Origin of the sequence: Maritalea mobilis (assembly GCF_019800885.1) — a bacterium.
In the GTDB taxonomy this organism is placed as follows: domain Bacteria; phylum Pseudomonadota; class Alphaproteobacteria; order Rhodobacterales; family Rhodobacteraceae; genus Roseibacterium; species Roseibacterium beibuensis.
In genome coordinates this window covers 228612-247768 of sequence record NZ_JAHVKE010000004.1, presented here as the reverse complement: position 1 = coordinate 247768, position 19157 = coordinate 228612, and the positions used below count along the sequence as shown (strand labels likewise).

22 protein-coding genes and 1 riboswitch are annotated in these 19157 nt (G+C 66.0%); of the genes, 6 read left to right on the top strand and 16 right to left on the bottom strand.

Translation table 11 applies throughout. From position 1 onward, the window contains the following. Nucleotide 1: 1 nt before the first annotated feature. The 8 genes from KUV65_RS15625 to KUV65_RS15590 form a co-directional block, all read right to left on the bottom strand. On the bottom strand, nucleotides 2–1267 hold the full coding sequence (locus KUV65_RS15625) for an imelysin family protein (protein WP_222191653.1): 1266 nt from the start codon (nucleotides 1265–1267) through the stop codon (nucleotides 2–4). A gap of 220 nt (nucleotides 1268–1487) precedes the next feature. Further along, entirely contained in the window at nucleotides 1488–1721 is a 234-nt protein-coding gene (locus tag KUV65_RS15620; RefSeq protein WP_222191652.1) for a TFIIB-type zinc ribbon-containing protein, read from the bottom strand. Beyond that, on the bottom strand, nucleotides 1718–2059 hold the full coding sequence (locus KUV65_RS15615; protein ID WP_222191651.1) for a DUF5665 domain-containing protein: 342 nt from the start codon (nucleotides 2057–2059) through the stop codon (nucleotides 1718–1720). Before KUV65_RS15615 ends, KUV65_RS15620 begins: the two co-directional genes overlap by 4 nt. A 9-nt stretch (nucleotides 2060–2068) precedes the next feature. Then, nucleotides 2069–2395, bottom strand: coding sequence for an antibiotic biosynthesis monooxygenase family protein (locus KUV65_RS15610; RefSeq protein ID WP_261331832.1), 327 nt, complete (start codon nucleotides 2393–2395; stop codon nucleotides 2069–2071). A gap of 125 nt (nucleotides 2396–2520) precedes the next feature. After that, nucleotides 2521–2778: a hypothetical protein gene (locus KUV65_RS15605; RefSeq protein WP_222191649.1), complete on the bottom strand. Its 258-nt coding sequence runs from the start codon at nucleotides 2776–2778 to the stop codon at nucleotides 2521–2523. A 225-nt stretch (nucleotides 2779–3003) separates the two neighbouring features. Continuing rightward, nucleotides 3004–3465 carry a hypothetical protein gene (locus KUV65_RS15600; protein ID WP_222191648.1) on the bottom strand — a complete coding sequence of 154 codons (462 nt, stop codon included), beginning with the start codon at nucleotides 3463–3465 and terminating at the stop codon, nucleotides 3004–3006. 106 nt (nucleotides 3466–3571) lie between these two features. Then, nucleotides 3572–4066 (bottom strand): tRNA (cytidine(34)-2'-O)-methyltransferase, encoded by a 495-nt coding sequence (locus KUV65_RS15595; protein WP_261331831.1) that lies wholly within the window; start codon nucleotides 4064–4066, stop codon nucleotides 3572–3574. Continuing rightward, nucleotides 4059–4907, bottom strand: coding sequence for a DUF6206 family protein (locus tag KUV65_RS15590; protein WP_222191647.1), 849 nt, complete (start codon nucleotides 4905–4907; stop codon nucleotides 4059–4061). The genes KUV65_RS15595 and KUV65_RS15590 overlap by 8 nt, the downstream gene beginning before the upstream one ends. Nucleotides 4908–5062: 155 nt before the next feature. On the opposite strand from KUV65_RS15590, the gene KUV65_RS15585 reads away from it, so the two are divergent. Genes KUV65_RS15585 through KUV65_RS15575 form a run of 3 tightly spaced genes read left to right on the top strand, consistent with a single transcriptional unit; the run spans nucleotide 5063 to nucleotide 6892 of the window. After that, nucleotides 5063–5791 carry a hypothetical protein gene (locus KUV65_RS15585; protein ID WP_222191646.1) on the top strand — a complete coding sequence of 243 codons (729 nt, stop codon included), beginning with the start codon at nucleotides 5063–5065 and terminating at the stop codon, nucleotides 5789–5791. A gap of 53 nt (nucleotides 5792–5844) precedes the next feature. After that, the gene (locus tag KUV65_RS15580) at nucleotides 5845–6324 is read left to right on the top strand and encodes a HugZ family pyridoxamine 5'-phosphate oxidase (protein ID WP_222191645.1); all 480 of its coding nucleotides are present in this window, start codon (nucleotides 5845–5847) and stop codon (nucleotides 6322–6324) included. A 49-nt stretch (nucleotides 6325–6373) separates the two neighbouring features. Next, on the top strand, nucleotides 6374–6892 hold the full coding sequence (locus KUV65_RS15575; protein ID WP_222191644.1) for a hypothetical protein: 519 nt from the start codon (nucleotides 6374–6376) through the stop codon (nucleotides 6890–6892). Between the two features lie 4 nt (nucleotides 6893–6896). Here the strand turns inward: KUV65_RS15575 and KUV65_RS15570 are convergent, their stop codons facing one another. From KUV65_RS15570 to KUV65_RS15540, 7 genes are all read right to left on the bottom strand, one after another. Then, nucleotides 6897–7373, bottom strand: a complete 477-nt coding sequence (locus tag KUV65_RS15570; protein WP_222191643.1) for a DUF427 domain-containing protein — start codon at nucleotides 7371–7373, stop codon at nucleotides 6897–6899. 177 nt (nucleotides 7374–7550) lie between these two features. Beyond that, a complete protein-coding gene (locus tag KUV65_RS15565) occupies nucleotides 7551–9842 on the bottom strand; it encodes a right-handed parallel beta-helix repeat-containing protein (RefSeq protein ID WP_222191642.1) in 2292 nt (763 codons plus the stop codon). Nucleotides 9843–10062: 220 nt separating this feature from the next. Further along, on the bottom strand, nucleotides 10063–10968 hold the full coding sequence (locus tag KUV65_RS15560; RefSeq protein ID WP_222191641.1) for a homocysteine S-methyltransferase family protein: 906 nt from the start codon (nucleotides 10966–10968) through the stop codon (nucleotides 10063–10065). Between the two features lie 213 nt (nucleotides 10969–11181). Further along, nucleotides 11182–11667 carry a GNAT family N-acetyltransferase gene (locus KUV65_RS15555; protein ID WP_222191640.1) on the bottom strand — a complete coding sequence of 162 codons (486 nt, stop codon included), beginning with the start codon at nucleotides 11665–11667 and terminating at the stop codon, nucleotides 11182–11184. A 182-nt stretch (nucleotides 11668–11849) separates the two neighbouring features. After that, on the bottom strand, nucleotides 11850–12266 hold the full coding sequence (locus KUV65_RS15550) for a DUF4864 domain-containing protein (protein ID WP_222191639.1): 417 nt from the start codon (nucleotides 12264–12266) through the stop codon (nucleotides 11850–11852). Between the two features lie 66 nt (nucleotides 12267–12332). After that, nucleotides 12333–13064: a DUF4336 domain-containing protein gene (locus KUV65_RS15545; RefSeq protein ID WP_222191638.1), complete on the bottom strand. Its 732-nt coding sequence runs from the start codon at nucleotides 13062–13064 to the stop codon at nucleotides 12333–12335. A gap of 3 nt (nucleotides 13065–13067) precedes the next feature. Further along, the gene (locus KUV65_RS15540; RefSeq protein ID WP_222191637.1) at nucleotides 13068–14714 is read right to left on the bottom strand and encodes a lysine--tRNA ligase; all 1647 of its coding nucleotides are present in this window, start codon (nucleotides 14712–14714) and stop codon (nucleotides 13068–13070) included. Between the two features lie 116 nt (nucleotides 14715–14830). Between KUV65_RS15540 and KUV65_RS15535 the strand changes: the two genes are divergently transcribed. Next, nucleotides 14831–15250 (top strand): tellurite resistance TerB family protein, encoded by a 420-nt coding sequence (locus KUV65_RS15535; RefSeq protein WP_222191636.1) that lies wholly within the window; start codon nucleotides 14831–14833, stop codon nucleotides 15248–15250. 25 nt (nucleotides 15251–15275) lie between these two features. Here KUV65_RS15535 and KUV65_RS15530 read toward each other — a convergent pair whose 3' ends face one another. Further along, nucleotides 15276–16538: a SulP family inorganic anion transporter gene (locus KUV65_RS15530; RefSeq protein ID WP_222191635.1), complete on the bottom strand. Its 1263-nt coding sequence runs from the start codon at nucleotides 16536–16538 to the stop codon at nucleotides 15276–15278. A 101-nt stretch (nucleotides 16539–16639) separates the two neighbouring features. Between KUV65_RS15530 and KUV65_RS15525 the strand changes: the two genes are divergently transcribed. Beyond that, on the top strand, nucleotides 16640–18502 hold the full coding sequence (locus tag KUV65_RS15525; protein WP_222191634.1) for a PHA/PHB synthase family protein: 1863 nt from the start codon (nucleotides 16640–16642) through the stop codon (nucleotides 18500–18502). Nucleotides 18503–18537: 35 nt separating this feature from the next. Continuing rightward, nucleotides 18538–18739, top strand: a riboswitch (cobalamin riboswitch). 36 nt (nucleotides 18740–18775) lie between these two features. Then, the gene (locus KUV65_RS15520) at nucleotides 18776–19150 is read left to right on the top strand and encodes a hypothetical protein (protein ID WP_222191633.1); all 375 of its coding nucleotides are present in this window, start codon (nucleotides 18776–18778) and stop codon (nucleotides 19148–19150) included. Nucleotides 19151–19157: the final 7 nt, after the last annotated feature.

Below are 19157 nucleotides of genomic sequence, written 5' to 3'. Positions count from 1 at the left end.
GTTACTGGAAAACGGCGTTCGGGTTATCGAGGCTGTCGGAGCCTTCGACATCGATCCCGTCCAGGCCAAGCGCGGTCACGACGCGTTCGATGGTCTGGGTCTGGGCGATCAGGCCGTTGACCCCGCCCATGATCAGCGCCTCGCCGCCCTCGCTACCGCGCGCCAGCATCTGGTCATAGGCAAAGCCCGCTTCGGCCGCCGCCTTGATCGCGCCAAGGGCGCGCACGGCCTCGGCAAGGCGCAGGCGCATCTCTGTGTCGAGGGTTTCATCCTCGGCAGCCACCAGGTCGGCCAGCGACGGGCCGCTGACGACGGTGCCATCCACGCCGACATACTGGCCGAGATAGACGTTCTGGATGCCGACGCCGTTGTAGTAGTGGTCGTTATGGGTGTTGTCGGCGAAGCAGGAATGCTCCTCCTCGGGGTCGTTCAGCATCAGGCCAAGGCGCATCCGCTCGCCCGCCGTCTCGCCGTAGGACAGGCTCCCCATCCCGGTCAGCATCGCGACAAGGCCCGCACTCTCATCCGCCATCAGGGCCGCACGCGCCTCGCCCCCTTCGGCCCATTGCGCGGCCATATATTCAAGGTCCGCGACCAGCAGATCGCTCGCGGCGGCAAGGTAATCCGCCCGACGGTCACAGTTGCCGTTGGTGCAATCCTCGCCCTGGGCGTAATCGGTCCAGGGGCGGCTGCCTGCGCCCGGCTCGGTGCCGTTCAGGTCCGATCCCCAGAGCAGGAACTCGATCGCGTGGTACCCGGTCGCGACATTGGCCTCGACGCCATCGGCCTCGTGCAGCGTCTCTTGCAGCAGGGCCGGCGTGATCTCGGTCGCGTCGATCTCTTCGCCCGACAGGGTGAAGGTCGGGTTGGCCACGACGTTCAGGGCGGCCAGCTGGTTCTCGTCGCTCGGGCCGGCATAGGCCTCGGTATAGTCGATCAGGCCCTCGTCCAGCGGCCAGGCATTCACGCGGCCTTCCCAGTCATCGACGATTGCGTTGCCGAAGCGAAAAACCTCGGTCTGCTGGTAGGGCACGCGGGCGGCCAGCCATGCCGAACGCGCCGCGGCCAGCGTCGTCTCGGACGGATCGGCGATCAGCGCCTCGATGGCGGCATCCAGCACCTGTGCCGTCGTAAGACTGTCGGCATAGTTCGCCGCGGCGATATCGGCATAGGTGTCCAGCACCTCGGCGGCAGTCTGCGCCTGCAAGGGCAGCGTCAGGGAAAGCGTGCCGGCAAGGGCGGTGGTCAGGGTAAAGGCTCGGGTCATTGCGCGTGATCCTTCGGGTTCCGTCATTCAGTCATTCGCTTGGCGGGCCCGGGCCGGGCTGGCTGGCGCAGTGGGAGCGCCGGCATTGCACGACCGGCACAAGAATCGGGTGAAGGGCGCCGAACGCGACCTTCAGCTCCAATTTCTGACTGATTAACTCGGAATTTTCAATGCCCGATCAAAAAAATCGGGAATTCCTGATGCGCAGGATCGACGCGGCTCAGAAATCGAAAATGTCATCGAGGAAGGACCAGGGCCGATCCTCGTCGCGCGGCTTTTGTCTCGGCGCCTCGGTCGAATGCCGTTCTTCTGCCGGTCCGGGCGAAGATCGTTCGATGATCTTGTCCAACTCGCCCCGGTCCAGCCATACGCCGCGACAATGCGGGCAATAGTCGATCTCGACCCCCTGCCGCTCGGACATGAGCATGGGCGTTCCATCCACCGGACATTTCATTCCTGATCCTCCGACATGCCTTCGGTAAGGCCCTCGATCTCGTCGGCGATCTGCACCGCCCAATCTCCGACGATGGGGACAAACTCGATCTGGCTGAGCGCCCAGATGATTGCGGACAGCAAGACCGATGCGCCGATCACCGTGCCAAGACCCGCCGCCATGCCGATGGCGAAGCGGAAGAAGAGCACCTTGGGCACCGATTGGTAGATGCGGAACATCTGATGTTCCCGCAGCAGCGTCATTTCCTCGCGCAGGGCCCGCACCTCGCCCGCCAGGTCGCCGGGCTCGTCATCGCGTCGCTCGCCGTTCCGCGCAGGCGCGGCTGTATCATCCGTCATGAAACCCCGTCACCCCGCGTCAAAGGTATCGACCACCTCGATCATCACCGGCTCGAAACTGCGGCACAGTTCGTTGATGCGGCGGTTGCGCGCCCGCATCTCGTCGCTGCGCAGCATGGCCTGGAAATCCTCGCGCCGGGCCCATTGTGAGTAGTTCACCACCCGTGTCTGCGCGTCGTTCACATGCAGGGCTGCGGCGATGAAGCCCGGTTGCTGCGAAATGAATTGATCATAGGCGGCCTGCAGATCCTCGACGAGGTCGGTGCAGGACCCGGGCGAGGTCTCGAACGTCGTGATGACGGTCTGAAGCTCGGCCCCTTTCTTGATGCTAGGCAATGGCACATCCTCCTGATGCACCAAGCCTAGCAAGCCCGTGCGCCTGCGCCTAGCGCCTTGCGCAAAATCAGTCGCCGGGCCGGTCCCTGCAAGTGCAGAGGGGGCCGGCCCCATCGACGGTGCGATCAGAAGAATGACTCGGAAACAGGATCTTCTGACTCGGCGGCCTCGTCTCCTGCGTTCGCCTCACCAGCCCCATCGAAAGAGTCGTCAATTTCATAGTCGGTCATCGCGCCGCTGGTATCCTGGCTGAGGTCCTCGACCCCGCCCGAAATCACGGCCATCGCCGCAAGGGCGAGCCCGACCACCGCGGCGGTCAACACAACCCAGTCGACGGTCACGGCACCCGTGTCGTCTGTGATAAAGGTCTTGAACTGGTTCAACGTGGCTATCCTTTCCATGCAACACCACCCCCGCCCCGCTTACAGATGCGAACTGGCTAGCGCCCGAAAATGGCAACATGGCGTCCGGTTGTTGCTTTGTTTGTGGTGATTGGCGGGCCGCGCGTCGATTTTGTGCAGGCCCACGCCCGGCGCTGCCGGCCTAACGGTGCAGATAGCATGATGGCCCCGCCAAGGGGGCCACCAGATCCTGTGTTCAGGGTGGGATCAGCTCTCGGCGTTCAGGGCGTAGATTTCTTCGAACGTCATGTCGCCCTCGGTATCGAGGGTCACGCCATCGGCCTCGGCCTGCGCCATGACGGCAGCCAGAACGTCGGTTTCATAACCGGCGTACGGGTTCCCATCGGTGATCGCGAGCTCATACGCGGCGTCGTAATAGGCCTGATGGTCGCCCCCGTAGTTGTTTGCAAGAACAGCCGCGACCTCGGCCGCCGCCTCTTCCTCGGTCTCGAAATGCAGAAGGCCGAACACGCCACCGTCCGTCCAGTCATACATCGAGCCGATATCCATGCTGACCAGTTGGGTGTCGATATCTCCCGAAAGGTCCTCGGTGCCGCCCGATACGACGGCCATGGCGGCCAGTCCAAGGCCGACGATCGCGGCCGTCAGCACGACCCAGTCAACGGTGACAGCGCCATTCTCCGACGCCACGAAGGTTTTGAAGTCCATGTCCATGATCCTGTTCTCGCAGAGCATTCCTGCATGGAATTGACGCAACGGAAATGTCCGAAAGAAGGCAGGCGCCGCGCAGCAATCGGGCCAATTATCGTTGAATTCATGCCAAATAGGCGCGCATCGCCTGGTAGGCCACCGCCGTCGCCGCATTGGCAAGGTTCAGCGACCGGATATGCGGCGAACGCATCGGCAGGCGAAAGATCCGGTCGGGATAAGCCCCGACGATCTCGGGTTGCAGGCCCTTCGTCTCGCGCCCGAAAACGAGGTAGGCATCGGGCGGGTAGATCGGGTCATAGACCGTGCCCGCCGCGCCATCATCCTCGAACAGGAAGATCTGGTCGCGGCGCGGCGCTCGATCCTGCACGAACGCGGCCCAATCGTCATATTCGGTCAGCCGCACGTGCTTCCAGTAGTCGAGCCCGGCGCGGCGCACGGATTTCTCGCTGAGATCGAAGCCATAGGGCCGGATCAGGATCAGTTCGAGGTCCAGCGCCACGCAGGTGCGCCCGATCGTGCCGGTATTGCCGGGGATCTCGGGCGTGACGAGGACGATCTTCATCTCGGCGCGGGGCGCGCGCGCATCGGTGTCAGGCATTGGGGCGCGGGTTCGACCCCAGCTTCAGGCCACGCCGGGACGGGCGCATCGCGGGCCTTGTCCGCAGCAGGGACGCGACCAACCGGTCCCGCTCGGCGTCGGGCAGGCGGTCGGCAGCAACCGCGGCGCCCCACTCCCGCAGGCCCTGCGCCTCTTCGGCGGGGCGGAGGCGGATCGCCCCCTCGATCAGGGTCAGAAGGCTGCCCGAGGGGGAATACCACGCATCCTGGATCTCGCGCACGCGGCCCGGCAGGATCGCCCCGATCCCCCGGATCAGGCCCGATTCCGAGAAGCGCAGCAACAGGCGGCCCATATCCTCGCGGCTATAGCTGATGAGCGGCGGAAAGGTATCGAGAAACAGCGGCCCATCATCGTCCAGCGCGAAATCCCGCACCGCGGCATGCAGCCCGATCCGCTCGGGGCGCTGTGCGACCTTGCGCCAGAAGCCCGCCACCATCGCGCTCACCTCGTCCAGCGCCATCCGCGCGGTCGCCGCATCGACGCGGGGCAGAACATCACTCAGCAACGCACCCCCCGAGGCGGTGTCCACCGCGTCCTGCACGATCACCGGGCGCAGGAACCCATGTTCGTTGAGCAACAGGAACCGCGTGTCGGGCACCCGAACCCCGGCAAGGGTCAGGCAGTCGAGATAGGCCTCGTGCCGCCGCGCCAGCAGTTCCAGCAGTTCCGGGTCACGCCCGCCGCGATAGGCCTTGATGACCTTGTCCGTCAGCGGCCCCTCGGCCGGGCGGAACGGCGCGCAGAAATAGCCCAGCCGGCTGGCCGGTTCCGCCTTTCGCGCCGCCAGCGCGGCGCGCACCTGTCCCACAAGTTCTGTCATCGACTGTTCACTCGGTCCGCGTCACGACTGTCGCGTTCAGCGGGCGCGCGCATTTCCCCCGTGCCGGAATAGGCACCGCAACACCCTGCCGACAGGAGAACAGAAGCGCAACGCCGTTAGGGCTTTGTTAACCCTGAGCGGGCCATTCTATCCCCATGCGTTGCCGTGCCGCCACGATTGCCGGGGCCACATGCCTCACCCTGGCCAGCCCCCTGCCCCTCGCGGCGGGACCCTGGTCGCGCGAGGAAGGCACGGTCTTCCTGTCCTTCTCGCTTTCGGGGGAAGAGACGCAGACGAACCTCATGCTGGGTCAGGTCGAGCCGGATCGCTTCGCCTCGCTCTACGCGGAATACGGGTTGGGGCATGGCCTGACCGCGGGGCTCGACATCGGCTATGGCGAGGTCAGCCAGATGGCCGTGGCCTACCTGCGCTACACCTTCACCGCGCCCGACGCCCGCCTGCAACTCGCCGTGGATGCAGGGCTTGGCGGGCGCTGGCAGGACGGGGCCGACACGATCGGGCTGGCGCGGCTGGGGGCCTCGGTCGGCTATGGCTTCGGGGAATGGTCGGCGGGGGTCGACTGGTTGCCGCTCGGCCATGACGGCGGCTGGATGACGCTTGAGGCGGTAACGCTGACCGATCCCGAAACAGGTGACGTGATCTGGCAGACCGAGGGCACGCTCGGTTTGCACATGGGCGCGCGGGTTCGCGTCGCCTTCGCCCTGAAGGTCGAGGAGTGGCCGGATGCCGATCTGACCGTCACCGCGCGCCCCTCGGTGATCTATTCCTTCTCGGACCGGACGGCGGTGCAACTGGGCGCGGTCGCGGGGCTGGAAGGGTCCGAAGCCCTCGGCCTGTCGCTCGCGCTCTGGCAGCAATTCTGACGCTTGGTCGGTTTCACCTTTCGGCCACTGCAGCCCGTTGCTAGCCTCTCGCCATGCCGGAGAAAAAGATCGACCCTGTCCGTCCCACCGATGACGAGGCCCGCGGCATCGCCCGCACCCTGATCGCGCAGGCCCGCTTTGCCGCGCTCGGCGTGATCGACCCCGAGACCGGTGCCCCCTCGGTCACGCGCGTGGCGCTGGTGCCCGGCCCGGACGGCGTGCCGATGACGCTGATCTCGACACTTTCCAGCCATTCCGGCGCGCTGAAGGCCAACCCGTCCTGCTCGCTTCTGATCGGGGAACCGGGCACAAAGGGCGATCCGCTCACCCACCCGCGCCTGACCCTTCAGGCAAGGGCCGAGGGTGCCGACAAAACCGCCCATCGCGACCACTACCTGTCGCTCTACCCCAAGGCGACGCTTTACTACGATTTCGGGGATTTCCACCTCGTACGCTTCGCGCCGCGCAAGGCGCTGCTGAACGGCGGCTTCGGCAAGGCCTACGTCCTGACGCCGATCGACATTCTGCCGTAAACGCTAAAGGATTATGGGCAAACGGTCGCACCCGTGCCATGATCGTTGCATGACGCAGGCCATCGACCCCGATCTGATCGGCATCTGGATTGTCCAAGGGCAACCCCAGACCTACGAGGTCACGCCGGATGGCGGCTATCACGTGGCCGACCCCGAAGAACCGCTTTCCTTTTCCGAGGGCGGCGCCGTGATGACATGGGGCAGCCTGACCTTCACGCGCACGGTCGGCACGGGCGAAACCCCGGTCGGCGGCTGGACCGAGGACGCCTCGGGCGATCAGTGGGCCTTCGCCAAAGACGGCACCTATACCGTCAGCGCCAGAGGCCTTAGCGACACCGGCATCTGGGACCTGCGCGACAATGGCGCAAGCCTCTGGACCCGCGAGAAACGCGCCACGATCACCAGCGATGGCGCACATCTGGAATTCCTGACGGTCTACGGCACGACCTCGCGTTACGGCTACACCGTGTCGAACGGGGTGTGGCGGCTGCTCGACCCGGCCAATTGGGACGAATTGGCCCGCTATCTCAGCGCAGCGAAACTGATGGAACTGGCCGGGCAGGCCTGAGGCCTCACCAATGCCGCGTGCCCGGCGCGCCCTTGATCTGCCCCGTCAGGTTGGGCGTGACCCATCCGCCGTAGAAATCGCCCGGTTGCGGGCGGACGCGCATCGCACCGACCCAGGCCTCGTCCACCGAGCCGGCGTAGAAACTCAGGTAATCGCGGATCGCCGCGAACCGCGCCGTGGGCGCGGGATAGCACCACGCCGCGTTGCGCAACCGGCGGCCATTCACGACGATGTCGAAATAGGCCGCCCGCCCCTTCCACTCGCAATAGGTCTCGCGCGAGGTCGGAACCAGCGCGGACATCAGGCAATCGGAGGGCGGGATGTAGTAGGTCGGCGCGTGATGCGTTTCCAGGACGCGGAACCCGGCTTCGGTATCTGCAATGGGGATGCCGCCCACGATCACGCGCAAGCGCTCGGCCACCGGCTCCAGCGCCGGGGGGCGGGGGTAATCCTGCACGCATTCGACGGGCAAGGCGGTCATGGGGCGGGCTCCGACATTTGGCGACGCGCCTCAGCTAGCCCGCGGGCGGGCAAAGGAAAACCCCCATGCGCGGGCTTGGCGCATGGGGGTGGCACGAGGGGGATCGGCGGGCCTTGGCACGGGCCGCGATCACCCCTCGCGCGCGCCCGGTCCCCCGCCGGAGCGGGGCGGGCGACCTCAGCTGTCGCAGCGGGCGGTCAGGTTGACGGTGCCTTTCAGATCCTGCGACCAGTTCAGGCGGATCGTCTGCCGCCCGACCCCGTGGCGGGTGGTGGCGTAGGGCATCGTGTAGATCGCCACGTTCGCGACCGAGCGCACCGCGCCCTCGGGCAGCACCGACAGCGCCGACATGGCCTGCATCCCGAAGGGCAGCACGTCGGACAGGTCGATGTCCCAGACAGAGGCCGGCGCGGCCTCGGTATGGCGGCGGATCACCGGGTTTTGCGTGCGCTTGACGATGCCGTGGAACGTGTTGCCGGTGAACAGCAGGTCCGTGGCCCGGCCCGTATCGAGCGGCGCGATGCTGTCATCCACCCCTTCGACCGCCTCCAGCGCCGCGCCGCCGGTCTTCTTGAAGAGGTTGTCGCAGACCGACAGCCCGTTGATGTAATGGTCCGCGCCATAGGGTTTGATGACGATGAATTTCGTCCAGGGCGCAGCCCCGGTAGCGAAGAAGATGTTCGAGTTCACCGTGAGCCCGTGGAAGGAATACTCACCCACCATGTCGGGGTTCGGGTCATGCTCGTTGCCCCATTCGATATAGCAATTGTCCACGTAGTTCCCCGTGAACGTCATCTTGCAGTTCGTGCCCGTGATCACCAGCCCCGGAGAGCGCACGCCATCCGTCTCGGTGTCGCCCTGGAAGAAGTGGTTGCCGGTGACAATGTTGCCCGTCCCGCCCATCACGCCGAAATGCAGGAACTTGACCGCGCGGTTGTCGCGGATCTTCACGTCCGAGGAATTGGTGTTGAACGCGATCGAGACGCGATCCTGCACGCGGGCGGTCTGCTCGTTCGACAGGAACTGGCAGCGGTCGATCTGCATGCCCTGGCAGCCCTCGTCGCAGGAGGTGATGCCGCGATCCTTGGGACCGGTGAAGAAGCAATCCTGCACCTGGAACACAAGCCCGTCGCGCGGCAGCATCAGGGCCGAACAACGCCCGGCGCAGAGGAACTCGATATCCGACACGACGAAGCGTTGCAGGTTCAAAAAGCCCGAGAAATCGAGCAGGTACTTGAAGCGGGTGAAGGTGTAACTCTGCTGCGCCGGTGCGCCCCAGAGCGGGCTGGAGAGATAGACCTTTTCCTGCGCCGCGTTGACGCCCGTCACGTAGACCTCGCGGCCCACGCCCTGCGGGCCCTGCACCAGCGCGCCCACCGGGATGTCGTCGGCATTCGCCACGCCCGTCAGGGTGGTGGCGTCGGTATTCACCCAGTTGGCGCTGCGGCTATGCACCTCGTCATTCCACGCGCTGGAATCCTCGGCCGAAAGCTGCCCGTTCCGGATCACGCGGCGGTTGGCATAGGTGTTCTTGTTGCCGACCACGGCCTGCACGTCGATCGGCGCGTCGAGCAGAACCCGGCGGCCGCACAGGTCGAACGCTTCGAAATCGGACTGGTTGAAGAGCTGTTGCAGACCCTTCTTCAGGCCCAGCACATCGTCGCCGAAAGCTTCGGCATAGCCGTTGAGGTCGAAATTCTGGTTCAGCGCCAGCCGCGCATCATCGGGCATGACCAGCTTGCCCTCGAACCGGACCGGGTTGGTCATGGTCAGGTTGCCCGAGATCAGGAATTCCCCCGCGGGCACCAGCACCTCGCGCCCGGCGGCGGCGGCATCGGCGGCGAAGAACGCGTCGCGGTCATCGGTGACACCATCGCCCATCGCGCCGAAATCGCGCACATCGACCCAGTCCATCATCTTGCGATGGAAGACCGAGGTCACGTCCTCGACCTGGAGGCTTTCGATGCGGATCTGGCCCGAGTTCGCCCCGGTGAAATCGAGACCAAAATGCCCGTAATCGGGCGCGTCGCCCCAGGGCATGTCCACCCCGCCCCGCGTGCCCGTGCCGACGATGGCCGAGGCGGTGAGGATCTCGCCATAGGCGGTGAAGTTCTGCTCGGGGCCGGTCAGCGGGATGCCCGTGACGGCGGCCTCGGCGGCATCCCCGGCCCAGGCGCCCACGCGCATCGTGGGCAGGTTGCCCGACAGGACCTTCACCCGCGCGGTGATGCGCAGGTAGGTGCCGGGCAGGATCGGCGTCTGGCCCATGTAGCGCAGCTGCGTGACGCTGTCGGTCTTGAGGATTTCGAGGCAATCGCCGAAATCGGGATCGGCGGGCACCAGCGCCGCGTTGGGCGCGGTGGCCCATGTGTCGGAGCCGGGCCTGCCGTCGCCCCGCGACCAGACCCCCAGCCCCTCCGAGAAGGCGGGCGGCATCAGCACCAGACCGTCGGTGATTACCTGATTCATGTCAGTCCCCTTTTCCCGCGCGAGGGCCGGACAGGACCACAAGCGCGCCGTTTGGATCGGGCCAAAAGGGGAACCGAGGCGCCCCGAAACTGGCCACCTCGATTGTTGAGCGATGTCTGAAGAAACGCCGGTTTTCGCCGGGCTGGAAACGGTTCTACGGCAGAGAAGTTAAGATTGGGTTAAGGCCAGCAAAGAAATTTCCGCGGGCCGGACGCAGCGCCTAGATCGCAGCGGCGGGCGCGGCCTGGATCAAACCCGGCTTGAGGCGCCTGGCCAGCTCGGCGATGTGGGCCGGGCCAATTTCACAGCACCCGCCAACCGTATCTGCACCGGCCTCGATCCATGCCTCTGCAAAGCCGGCATAGGCGTCCGGGCCGATATCCTCTCGCGCGGAGAGCAGATCGGTCGTCGCCCCGATCTTGTTGAACCGCGGGTCGATCCGGGTGAAGCCATTGGCGTACCCGCCGACATGATCATGCAGCGCCGCAAGGATCGGCATGCCCTGCGAGACGGCCTCGGGGCGGGAGCAGTTGAGCAGAACGCGCTCGGGCGCAAATTCACCCAGCAGGGGCGCGAGATCGGCCAGCGCCTCGCCCGAGCGCAGGCGCGTCCCGTCGGCGTCATCGACACTCAGGGCCAGCCAGACAGGCTTGCCAAGGTCCTGCGTGCCCATGAGGCCGCCGCGCGCCTGGTCGACCGACGACATGGTTTCCAGCAGCAACACATCCACGAACCGCGCCTGGATGAGCCCGACCTGGGCGTAGATATCGGCCGCAGCCGGCGCGGCGGGGGCGTTGTCGGGCCGGTAGGAAAACCCGATCGGACCCAGCGACCCGGCCACGAGGCCACGGCCCGCCGCGTCCCGCGCGCGACAGGCGAGCGTGCAGGCGATCTCGGTCAGTTCAGACAAACGATCGCTCAGTCCGAAGGTCTCGAGGCGGTCGGGCAACACGGCATAGGTATTGGTGGTGGCGACATCGGCCCCGGCCGCGAAGAAATCGCGATGCACATCGGCGACAAGCTCGGGCGCGTCGATCAGCGCCTGCATCGACCACAGCGGCGTGGCCTTGCCGGCGCGATGCACCAGTTCCTGGCCCATGCCGCCATCAAGAAGGGTGATCGTCATGTCGTCTCTCCCGCCAGTCGCGCCTGCGGGACATAAGCGCCGGATCGGCGGTGTCGAGAAAAAAGATCGGGCCGCAACGTGGAGGGTTTGACCGGCCTCTTGCAGTTCCAAGCCGCGGGTCCTTTTCGGCCTGGGCCGAACGGCGGCGGACCTATCGGGCGCCTCCCGCCCCGTCGATGACGGTGGCAAGCGGGGACCGAAACCGCGCAGCCGTCACAGTGCCATCGACATTTCATGCCAAGCCATGCCGCCGTGTTCGGAGGCTGACGGTCTGTCGTAGCGGTAGCCGAGTTTCTCGTAGAGCGGCACGTGATGGTCTCGGCATATGAGGTGAATGGTGGCCTTGCCCCGCTGCCGCATCCGCGCGACGAACTCTGCCATCAAGGCGCGCGACAGGCCCTTGCCCTGTTCGGCGGGGTCAAGGACGACGGACATGATGACGACATTCGGGGCGTCGGGGTCGTGGCCCACAAGCTCCTTGAAGGCATCATCGGCCATCTCGACCTGATGCGCGCATCCGCTGTTGATGAACCCGACGATCTTTCCGTCGACCTCGAGGATCAGGAAGCCCTCGGGGTAATCCCGGATGCGTTTGGAAATCCGGTCATGGCTGGCCGCCGCATCGCCGTCATAGGCGGTGGATTCGATCTCGAAGCACCGATCGGCGTCGGCGGGGCGGGCATGTCGGAACCTCTGCATGGCCGGATGCTACCGCGATGGCCGCTGGATCGCCAGCGGCGGCGCGTGGACGGGTGCTTGGGCCTGTTTGCCCGGTGTGGGCAATTGGCCTGCCGCGGGGCGACCGGGGGCAGAAAAACCCGGGTTTTTCTGACGTTTTCCTAGAGGAAAACGGGTCGGAAAACTCGAGTTTTCCGGCCCGCTCAGGCGGCGACGCTGGGGGCTTCGAGGATCTGGACGCCGTTGATGCGCCAGCCCTCCTCGGTCTGGATCATCTGGTAACCGAGGTAATGGGCGCGGCCCGACCGGTCGATCACCTCGACCCGCTGGACGAGGATGCTGCCCAGCGATTGCAGGTCGATGAAGCGCACCTCGCCCGGGGTCCAGACCATCGGGTAGCCCTGTTCGACCATCCGCGCGAAATTCTCGGGCGTGCCGAAGAGGCGCTGGATCGTGGGGCTGGCGAAGTCCCACGCGGTGGCGACATCCTCGGCGCGGAAGGCGTCGAACTGGCCGCCGATCACGCCTTCGATCTCGGGGTTGGGGTCGAGCACCTGTTGCGCCTGCGCGCTGAGCGCGGCGAGGCTGAGGGCAAGGGCGGCAAGGATGGCACGCAGCATGTCGAGGTCTCCTGTCGTTTGTCCTGTCAGGGGACACGTAGCGCGCGGGCGAAAGGTTTCACGCGATCAGGGATCGAGGAAGCGGAAGGCGCGTTTCAACTCGGCCACGGCGTTTTCGCGATACCAGCGGCCATGGGCCAGCAGGATGCGCTGTGGCGCCCACGCGATCATGCGACGGATGGCGCGGCGCAGCTTGGGCTTGTCGAAGACCATCCGCATGTCGCGCGGCATGGCGCCGTCGGGGTCCTGGTTGCCCGCGACCTTGGTGAAGAGGCGCATGTGCCAGGGCAGTTTAGACGGTTCGAAATTCTCGATCAGGTCGGTGAGGATCAGGCTGCGGGAGTTCTTATGAAAGAACACCGCCTCGCGGTGGATATGCGAGCCGGGGACGATCATTTGGTCGAGATCGCCGGACCATGCGGGCGGGGCGTCATTGGTCAGCAGGTGATCGGCGCGCAGGCGGACGCCCCGATCGCTGGCGCGCTCGCGCACGCCCGGGGCGACCCAGGTTTCGGCGGCGGGCAGCGCATCGGCCCAATCCTGGATATAGGCGTAGTGAATCCAGTTGGGTGCGATCAGGTGACGGATGGGACCGAGCGCCTGAAGTTCTGCCAGAAGATCGACGTCAAAGGCGATAGGCGAATGCAGCCAGAGATCGCCGGAGGACAGCCGCACGACGGTCATCCGCGTGGGGAAGTCCATCCGGTAGAAATCGATCTCGGGGCCGTCGACGATCCAGATCTCCGCGTCGACGGGCTTGAGCGTGAAGAGCGGCGGATATGTGCCCTCCGCCGCCATGGCTCAGGCGGCCAGCTTGCCCGCCAGACCGTCGGCGATCAGCGCCTTGGTCTCGTCGATGCCGTAAAGCGCGATGAAGCCGCCGAAGCGCGGCCCCTGCGACGCGCCCAGAAGCACCTCGTAAAGCGCCGAGAACCAGCTGCGCAGCGGGTCGAACCCGTGGGTCTTGCCGATGGCGAAGACGATAGATTGCAGGAACTCGTCGTCATGCCAATCGACGGCCGGAAGCGCCACGTCCTTGCCTTCCTGCGCGTTCTTGCGGGCGATGACGTCGAGCGCCTTGTCCGCATCGCCAAGGCAGGCGGACAGCTCCTCCATCGCGGCGCGTTCCTGATCGGTGGGCAGGCGGAAGGAGCGCGTCGGTTTGACGAAATCGTTGTAGTAGCGGATCGCGAAGCCTGCGGCCTGGTCGAGGTCGGGGTTATGTTCGGGCGAGGCATCGGGCGCATAGCGGCGGATGAAGCCCCAGAGCTTGTCCTTTTCCTCGGCCCCGGAGACGGACACGAGGTTCAGAAGCATCGCGAAGGGTACGACCATCGTCGACTCGGGCACGTTGTGGCCGTGGATGTGATAGACGGGGTTGGCCAGACGCTGCGCGGTGTCCTGCTTGGCATAGGCGCGCAGTTGCTGATGGTATTCGTCCACCGCCTTGGGGATCACGTCGAAATAGAGCCGCTTGGCCGTTTTCGGCTTGAGGAACATGAAGTAACTCAGGCTCTCGGTCGAGGCATAGGTCAGCCATTCATCGATGGAGATGCCGTTGCCGGAGGACTTGGAAATCTTCTGCCCGGTCTCGTCCAGGAACAGCTCGTAGGTGAAATGCTCGGGCGCGGGATGGCCGAGGATTTCGCAGATCGAGTCGTAGATCGGCGTGTTGGTGGAATGGTCCTTGCCATACATCTCGAAATCGACGCCGAGCGCGGCCCAGCGCGCACCGAAATCGGGCTTCCACTGGAGTTTCACGTTGCCGCCGGTGACCGGCAGGGTCCATTCGCGCCCGTCCTCGTCATCGAAGGTGATGGTGTGGTCGGTCGCGTTCACCTCTTTCATCGGGACGTAGAGGACACGGCCCGTTTCGGGGTGGATCGGCAGGAAGATCGAGTAGGTCTGGCGGCGTTCCTCGCGCAGCGATTTCAGCATCACCTTCATGATGTCATCATAGCGTTCGGCGGCGCGTTTCAGCACCTCGTCGAACTGGCCGGTGCGGTAGAACTCGGTCGCGGAATAGAACTCGTACTCGAACCCGAAGGTGTCGAGGAAGCGGCGCAGCATGGCGTTGTTGTGGTCGCCGAAACTGTCGAACTCGCCAAACGGGTCGGGCACGCTGGTCAGCGGCTTTTGCAGGTGTTCGCGCAGCATGTCCTGGTTGGGGACGTTGCCGGGCACCTTGCGCATCCCGTCGAGGTCGTCGGAGAAACAGATCAGCCGCGTCGGAATGTCCGAGATCACCTCGAAGGCGCGGCGGATCATCGTGGTGCGCAGAACCTCGCCGAAAGTGCCGATATGCGGCAGACCCGAGGGGCCATAACCGGTCTCGAACAGCACGTAGCCCTTTTCAGGCGGCTGTTTTTCATAGCGTTTCAGCACCGCGCGCGCCTCTTCGAAGGGCCAGGCCTTGGAGGTCATCGCGGCGTCACGCAGATCGGTCATCGTCTTTCATCCCAATGATCAGGTCGGGGGCGTCCATGCCCCTGCGGCCCCGCACCTATTGCGAGGTCAAGGCAGCGTCAATAAATACCGCGAAAGCCGAATTCAAGGAGAGACCGATGACCGACCGCACCCCCCTGTCGCCCGAGGACGCGCTGGTCGCGATCATGGTGGCCGTCTCGGTTTCCGACGAGGCGATCCAGACCTCGGAACTGGTCAAGATCCAGGGCATCGTGAACAACCTGCCGGTGTTCGGGCAATACGACCTCGACCGGATGCGCGAGATGGCGAGTTTCGTCTTCGAACTGTTCGAAGAGGAGGACGGTCTGGACGCGCTGTTCGGGATGGTGTCGGACGTGCTGCCCGACAAGCTGCACGAGACGGCCTATGCGCTGGCCTGCGACGTCGCCGCCGCCGACGGGAGGCTGGACCAGATCGAGCTGCGCTTCCTCGAAGAGATGCGCCACGCGATGAATATCGACCGGCTGGCCGCCGCCGCCATCGAGCGCGGATCGCGGGCGCGGCACACGACCCTGTAAGCGGCGCGGGCGCGACGCATGGGCGCTAGTGCTTGGGCGGGGTCCACTCGGCCTCGGGCACGTCGCGGCGGGCAAGCCGCAGGGCAAGGCCCACGGCGACGCCAACGCCGATGGCGACTGTCAGATTTGCCAGCACGGTCAGAAGGAAGGTCATCGCCAGCAGGATCTGATCCGAGCGGCGATCCTTGAGGTATCCGCGCCAGCGATGTGGTTCGCTCATGTTCCACGCGGTCAGCAGCAGAAGCGCCGCCAGCGCGGGCATGGCGAGGTAACCGGCAAGGGGCGCGGCCAGCAGCATCACCAACAGGATCGTCAGCGCATGGACCAGCCCGGCGACGGGCGTCTTGCCGCCTGCGCGCACGTTGGTGGCGGTGCGGGCGATGGCGCCGGTGGCGGGCAGGCCACCGAACAGCGCCGAGCCGAGATTGGCCGCGCCCTGGGCCAGAAGCTCGGCATTGGGGCGGTGCTGTCCGCCGATCATCCGGTCGGCCACCATGGCGGAGAGCAGCGACTCGATCCCCGCGAGGAAGGCGATGATCACCGCTGAGGGCAGAAGCTCGGCCAGCCGCGCGGGCGAGAGATCGGGCAGGCCCGGCATCGGCAGGCTGCGCGGCAGATCGCCGAAGCGCGCGGCGATGGTCTCGACCGGGAGGCCCGCTAGCGCCACGATGGCCGAGGTCGCACCAACGGCGAGGATCAGGCCCGGAAAACGCGGAAAGGCCCGGCGCAGGATCACGATGGCGGCCATGGTGACCAGCCCGATGGCAAGCGTGGCGGGGCTGAGCGTATCGCGCACGGCCCAGAGCGCGGGCAGTTTTTCGAGGAAGGCGGCGGGCACCTCGGCCAATGACAGGCCGAACAGGTCCTTGATCTGGCTGGAGGCGATGATGACGGCGATGCCGATGGTGAAGCCGTTGATCACCGCCTCGGGCACCAGCCGGATCAGCCGCCCGGCGCGAAGCGCCCCGGCCAGAAGCAGGATCCCCCCGGCCATGAAGGTCGCCAGCACCAGCCCGTCATAGCCGTGCTCGGCGATGACATCGGCCACGACGACGATGAAAGCCCCGGTCGGGCCGCCAATCTGCACCCGGCTGCCGCCCAGAAGCGAGATCAGGAAGCCCGCGACGATGGCGGTGACCAGCCCCTGCGCGGGCCCCGCACCCGAAGCGATGGCGATGGCCATGCTGAGCGGCAGGGCGACCATGGCGACGGTCACCCCTGCGCCGAGATCGGCCAGGAATGTCGGGCGGTCGTAGCTTTTGAGGGTCGTGAGGATCTTGGGCGTCATGGCCGGTGTCCACTGGTCAGGGCGAGCCTACGCCCGGGCCCTGGCCTGCGCAAGATGCTGCGCCGCGGCGATTGACGTGCATCAAGGCGTGCCCGAGAGTGATGGCACAACCTGAGAGTGTCCCGCCCCTGCCCCGGATCGCCGCCATGCCCCAGACGACCAAGCCAGACGCGGTAAAGGTGCCGCCGAAATCCGCAGACCTGCCCGCCGTTATTCCCGCGCAGCCCAAGCGCGCCAAACCCGCCGCGCCGCAAAGCTACGAAGCACTGGATCGCGCCACCCGCGCGGCCCTGGCGCGGATGACCGGGGGCGTGTCGCCCTATGCGCTGCTGGAAAGCTGGACGGACTGGGCGGTGCATCTGAGCCGCGCCCCGGGGCGGCAACTGGCGCTGGCCGAACATGCGCGCGACAACGCCCTCAAGCTGGGCGCCTATGCCCTGCGCGCCCTGACCGAGGACGGGCCTGCGCCCGCCCCGTTCAAGCCCAAGGCCTATGACCACCGCTTCATGCATCCCTCGTGGGAGAAACTGCCCTACGCGCTGTGGCAGCAAAGCTTTCTGGCCACCCAGGATTGGTGGGACATGGCGACGGGCCATATCCGCGGTCTGCGGCCCGACAATGCCGACCGCGCGCAATTCATCGCGCGCCAGACGCTGGACCTGTTCTCGCCCTCGAATTTCCCGTGGCTGAACCCGCAGATCATGGAAGAGACGCTGAAACAGAACGGGCGCAACATCGTCGAAGGGTCCGAGCATTTCTTCGAGGACCTGATGCACACGCTGACGCAGGAACACCCCGACCAGCCCGAGGGCTACCGCGTGGGCGAGGACCTGGCCGCGACGCCGGGCAAGGTGGTGATGCGCAACGAGATCTGCGAGCTGATCCAGTACGCGCCCGAGACCGAGACGGTGAAATCCGAGCCGGTGCTGATCGTGCCCGCGTGGATCATGAAATACTACATCCTCGACCTGTCGGCCCATAACTCGATGGTGCGCTACCTCGTCGAGCAGGGCTTTACCGTTTTCATGATCTCGTGGCGCAACCCGACGGCGGAGATGGCGGAGCTGAGCCTCGACGACTACCGGCGGATGGGCGTGATGGCGGCGCTGGACGCGGTCAGCGCGATCGTTCCCGACACCAAGGTCCATGCCAACGGCTATTGCCTTGGCGGCACGCTGTTGGCGATCGCGGCGGCGACCATGGCGCGGGATGGCGACGACCGGCTGGCCTCGATCACGCTGATGGCGGCGCAGACGGATTTCGCGGAAGCAGGGGAGTTGCTGCTTTTCACCGACGAGTCGCAGGTGGCCTTTATCGAAGACCTGATGTGGGACCAGGGCTATCTCGACCGGCCGCAGATGACGCGCACCTTCGCCACGATGCGGGCCGAGGACCTGATCTATTCCCGCGCGGTGGCGCGCTATTTCCTCGGGCGGCCCGACATGCCGTCGGATCTGGGCGTGTGGAACAACGACACCACGCGGATGCCGTCGCGGATGCATTCGGAATACCTGCGTGGCCTGTTCCTTGAAAACCGGCTGACTGCGGGGCGCTACGCCGTCGAGGGGCGGGTGATCGCGCTGAAGGACATCAAGGCGCCGATGTTCGTCGTCGGCACCGAGACCGACCACATCGCGCCGTGGCGGTCCGTCTACAAGGCCAAGCTTTTCACCGATGGCGATTTCCGCTTCTGCCTTGTGAAGGGCGGGCACAATGGCGGGATTGTCAGCGAACCGGGGCATCCGCGCAAGCACTACCGGCTGGGCCATCGCGAGCCCGGCGCGCTTTACATGGACCCCGACACCTGGCTGGAGCAACACGAGCCGACCCCCGGAAGCTGGTGGATCGCTTGGGCCAATTGGCTGGCCGAGCACTCGGGTGGCGAGGGGCCGCCGCCCGCCTTGGGCGCCGAGGGCTACGCGCCGCTGGCCGACGCGCCGGGCGACTACGTCTCCGAGACCTGACGCCATTCCGCGCTTGACCGGCATGTGCCGGGGGGCCTACCGATTGGGGCGATGGTTCCCCGTGCACCGCACGGGGTGAAAAGGGAACGCGGTGCGGGGTGCCCCCCAAATCCGCGACTGCCCCCGCAACTGTAGGCGGACTGCGACCCCGAATATGCCACTGGGCCAGACGGCCCGGGAAGGTCGGGCAAGCCATGATCCGTGAGTCAGGAGACCTGCCATCGTCGATTCACCCAACGCCCGGGCGGGGTGCCCCGGAGAAGGAGATTTGCGATGATCTGGTCCGACGAGACCCATTCCTACCAGGCGACCATGTGCCCGCGCATCGGCGGCCCCTGCCCCGAGGCGGCCTGCCTCGTCAAGAAACTGGCGCAGAGCGTGGCCACGGCCCGCCCCTTCACCAAGCCGGATTTCGAAGTGGCCGGGTTCGGGCGGCTGGATGGCTGCCCGCAATCCTGCGACGCGCAGTTCATCGCGAACCACCAGCGCGTGCGCCTGTTCTGCGGGGTCGAGATGGATGCGGATCGTGCGCCCCTCGACGCGATGGCGGATGCGATTTTCGGCACCGGCGATGACGGCGCGGGCCTGAGCACGGCCCGCCTGCCCGCGCGCCCCCTCGCCCTGGTCGAGGCGCGGTCGACCGCGTAAAGGCCCG

Bases quoted from the DNA above. Each gene is read 5' to 3' on its own strand.
- KUV65_RS15625 (WP_222191653.1), bottom strand. From the start codon at position 1,267: ATGACCCGAGCCTTTACCCTGACCACCGCCCTTGCCGGCACGCTTTCC.
- KUV65_RS15620 (WP_222191652.1), bottom strand. From the start codon at position 1,721: ATGAAATGTCCGGTGGATGGAACGCCCATGCTCATGTCCGAGCGGCAG.
- KUV65_RS15615 (WP_222191651.1), bottom strand. From the start codon at position 2,059: ATGACGGATGATACAGCCGCGCCTGCGCGGAACGGCGAGCGACGCGAT.
- KUV65_RS15600 (WP_222191648.1), bottom strand. From the start codon at position 3,465: ATGGACTTCAAAACCTTCGTGGCGTCGGAGAATGGCGCTGTCACCGTT.
- KUV65_RS15595 (WP_261331831.1), bottom strand. From the start codon at position 4,066: ATGCCTGACACCGATGCGCGCGCGCCCCGCGCCGAGATGAAGATCGTC.
- KUV65_RS15590 (WP_222191647.1), bottom strand. From the start codon at position 4,907: ATGACAGAACTTGTGGGACAGGTGCGCGCCGCGCTGGCGGCGCGAAAG.
- KUV65_RS15585 (WP_222191646.1), top strand. From the start codon at position 5,063: ATGCGTTGCCGTGCCGCCACGATTGCCGGGGCCACATGCCTCACCCTG.
- KUV65_RS15580 (WP_222191645.1), top strand. From the start codon at position 5,845: ATGCCGGAGAAAAAGATCGACCCTGTCCGTCCCACCGATGACGAGGCC.
- KUV65_RS15575 (WP_222191644.1), top strand. From the start codon at position 6,374: ATGACGCAGGCCATCGACCCCGATCTGATCGGCATCTGGATTGTCCAA.
- KUV65_RS15570 (WP_222191643.1), bottom strand. From the start codon at position 7,373: ATGACCGCCTTGCCCGTCGAATGCGTGCAGGATTACCCCCGCCCCCCG.
- KUV65_RS15565 (WP_222191642.1), bottom strand. From the start codon at position 9,842: ATGAATCAGGTAATCACCGACGGTCTGGTGCTGATGCCGCCCGCCTTC.
- KUV65_RS15560 (WP_222191641.1), bottom strand. From the start codon at position 10,968: ATGACGATCACCCTTCTTGATGGCGGCATGGGCCAGGAACTGGTGCAT.
- KUV65_RS15555 (WP_222191640.1), bottom strand. From the start codon at position 11,667: ATGCAGAGGTTCCGACATGCCCGCCCCGCCGACGCCGATCGGTGCTTC.
- KUV65_RS15550 (WP_222191639.1), bottom strand. From the start codon at position 12,266: ATGCTGCGTGCCATCCTTGCCGCCCTTGCCCTCAGCCTCGCCGCGCTC.
- KUV65_RS15545 (WP_222191638.1), bottom strand. From the start codon at position 13,064: ATGGCGGCGGAGGGCACATATCCGCCGCTCTTCACGCTCAAGCCCGTC.
- KUV65_RS15540 (WP_222191637.1), bottom strand. From the start codon at position 14,714: ATGACCGATCTGCGTGACGCCGCGATGACCTCCAAGGCCTGGCCCTTC.
- KUV65_RS15535 (WP_222191636.1), top strand. From the start codon at position 14,831: ATGACCGACCGCACCCCCCTGTCGCCCGAGGACGCGCTGGTCGCGATC.
- KUV65_RS15530 (WP_222191635.1), bottom strand. From the start codon at position 16,538: ATGACGCCCAAGATCCTCACGACCCTCAAAAGCTACGACCGCCCGACA.
- KUV65_RS15525 (WP_222191634.1), top strand. From the start codon at position 16,640: ATGGCACAACCTGAGAGTGTCCCGCCCCTGCCCCGGATCGCCGCCATG.
- KUV65_RS15520 (WP_222191633.1), top strand. From the start codon at position 18,776: ATGATCTGGTCCGACGAGACCCATTCCTACCAGGCGACCATGTGCCCG.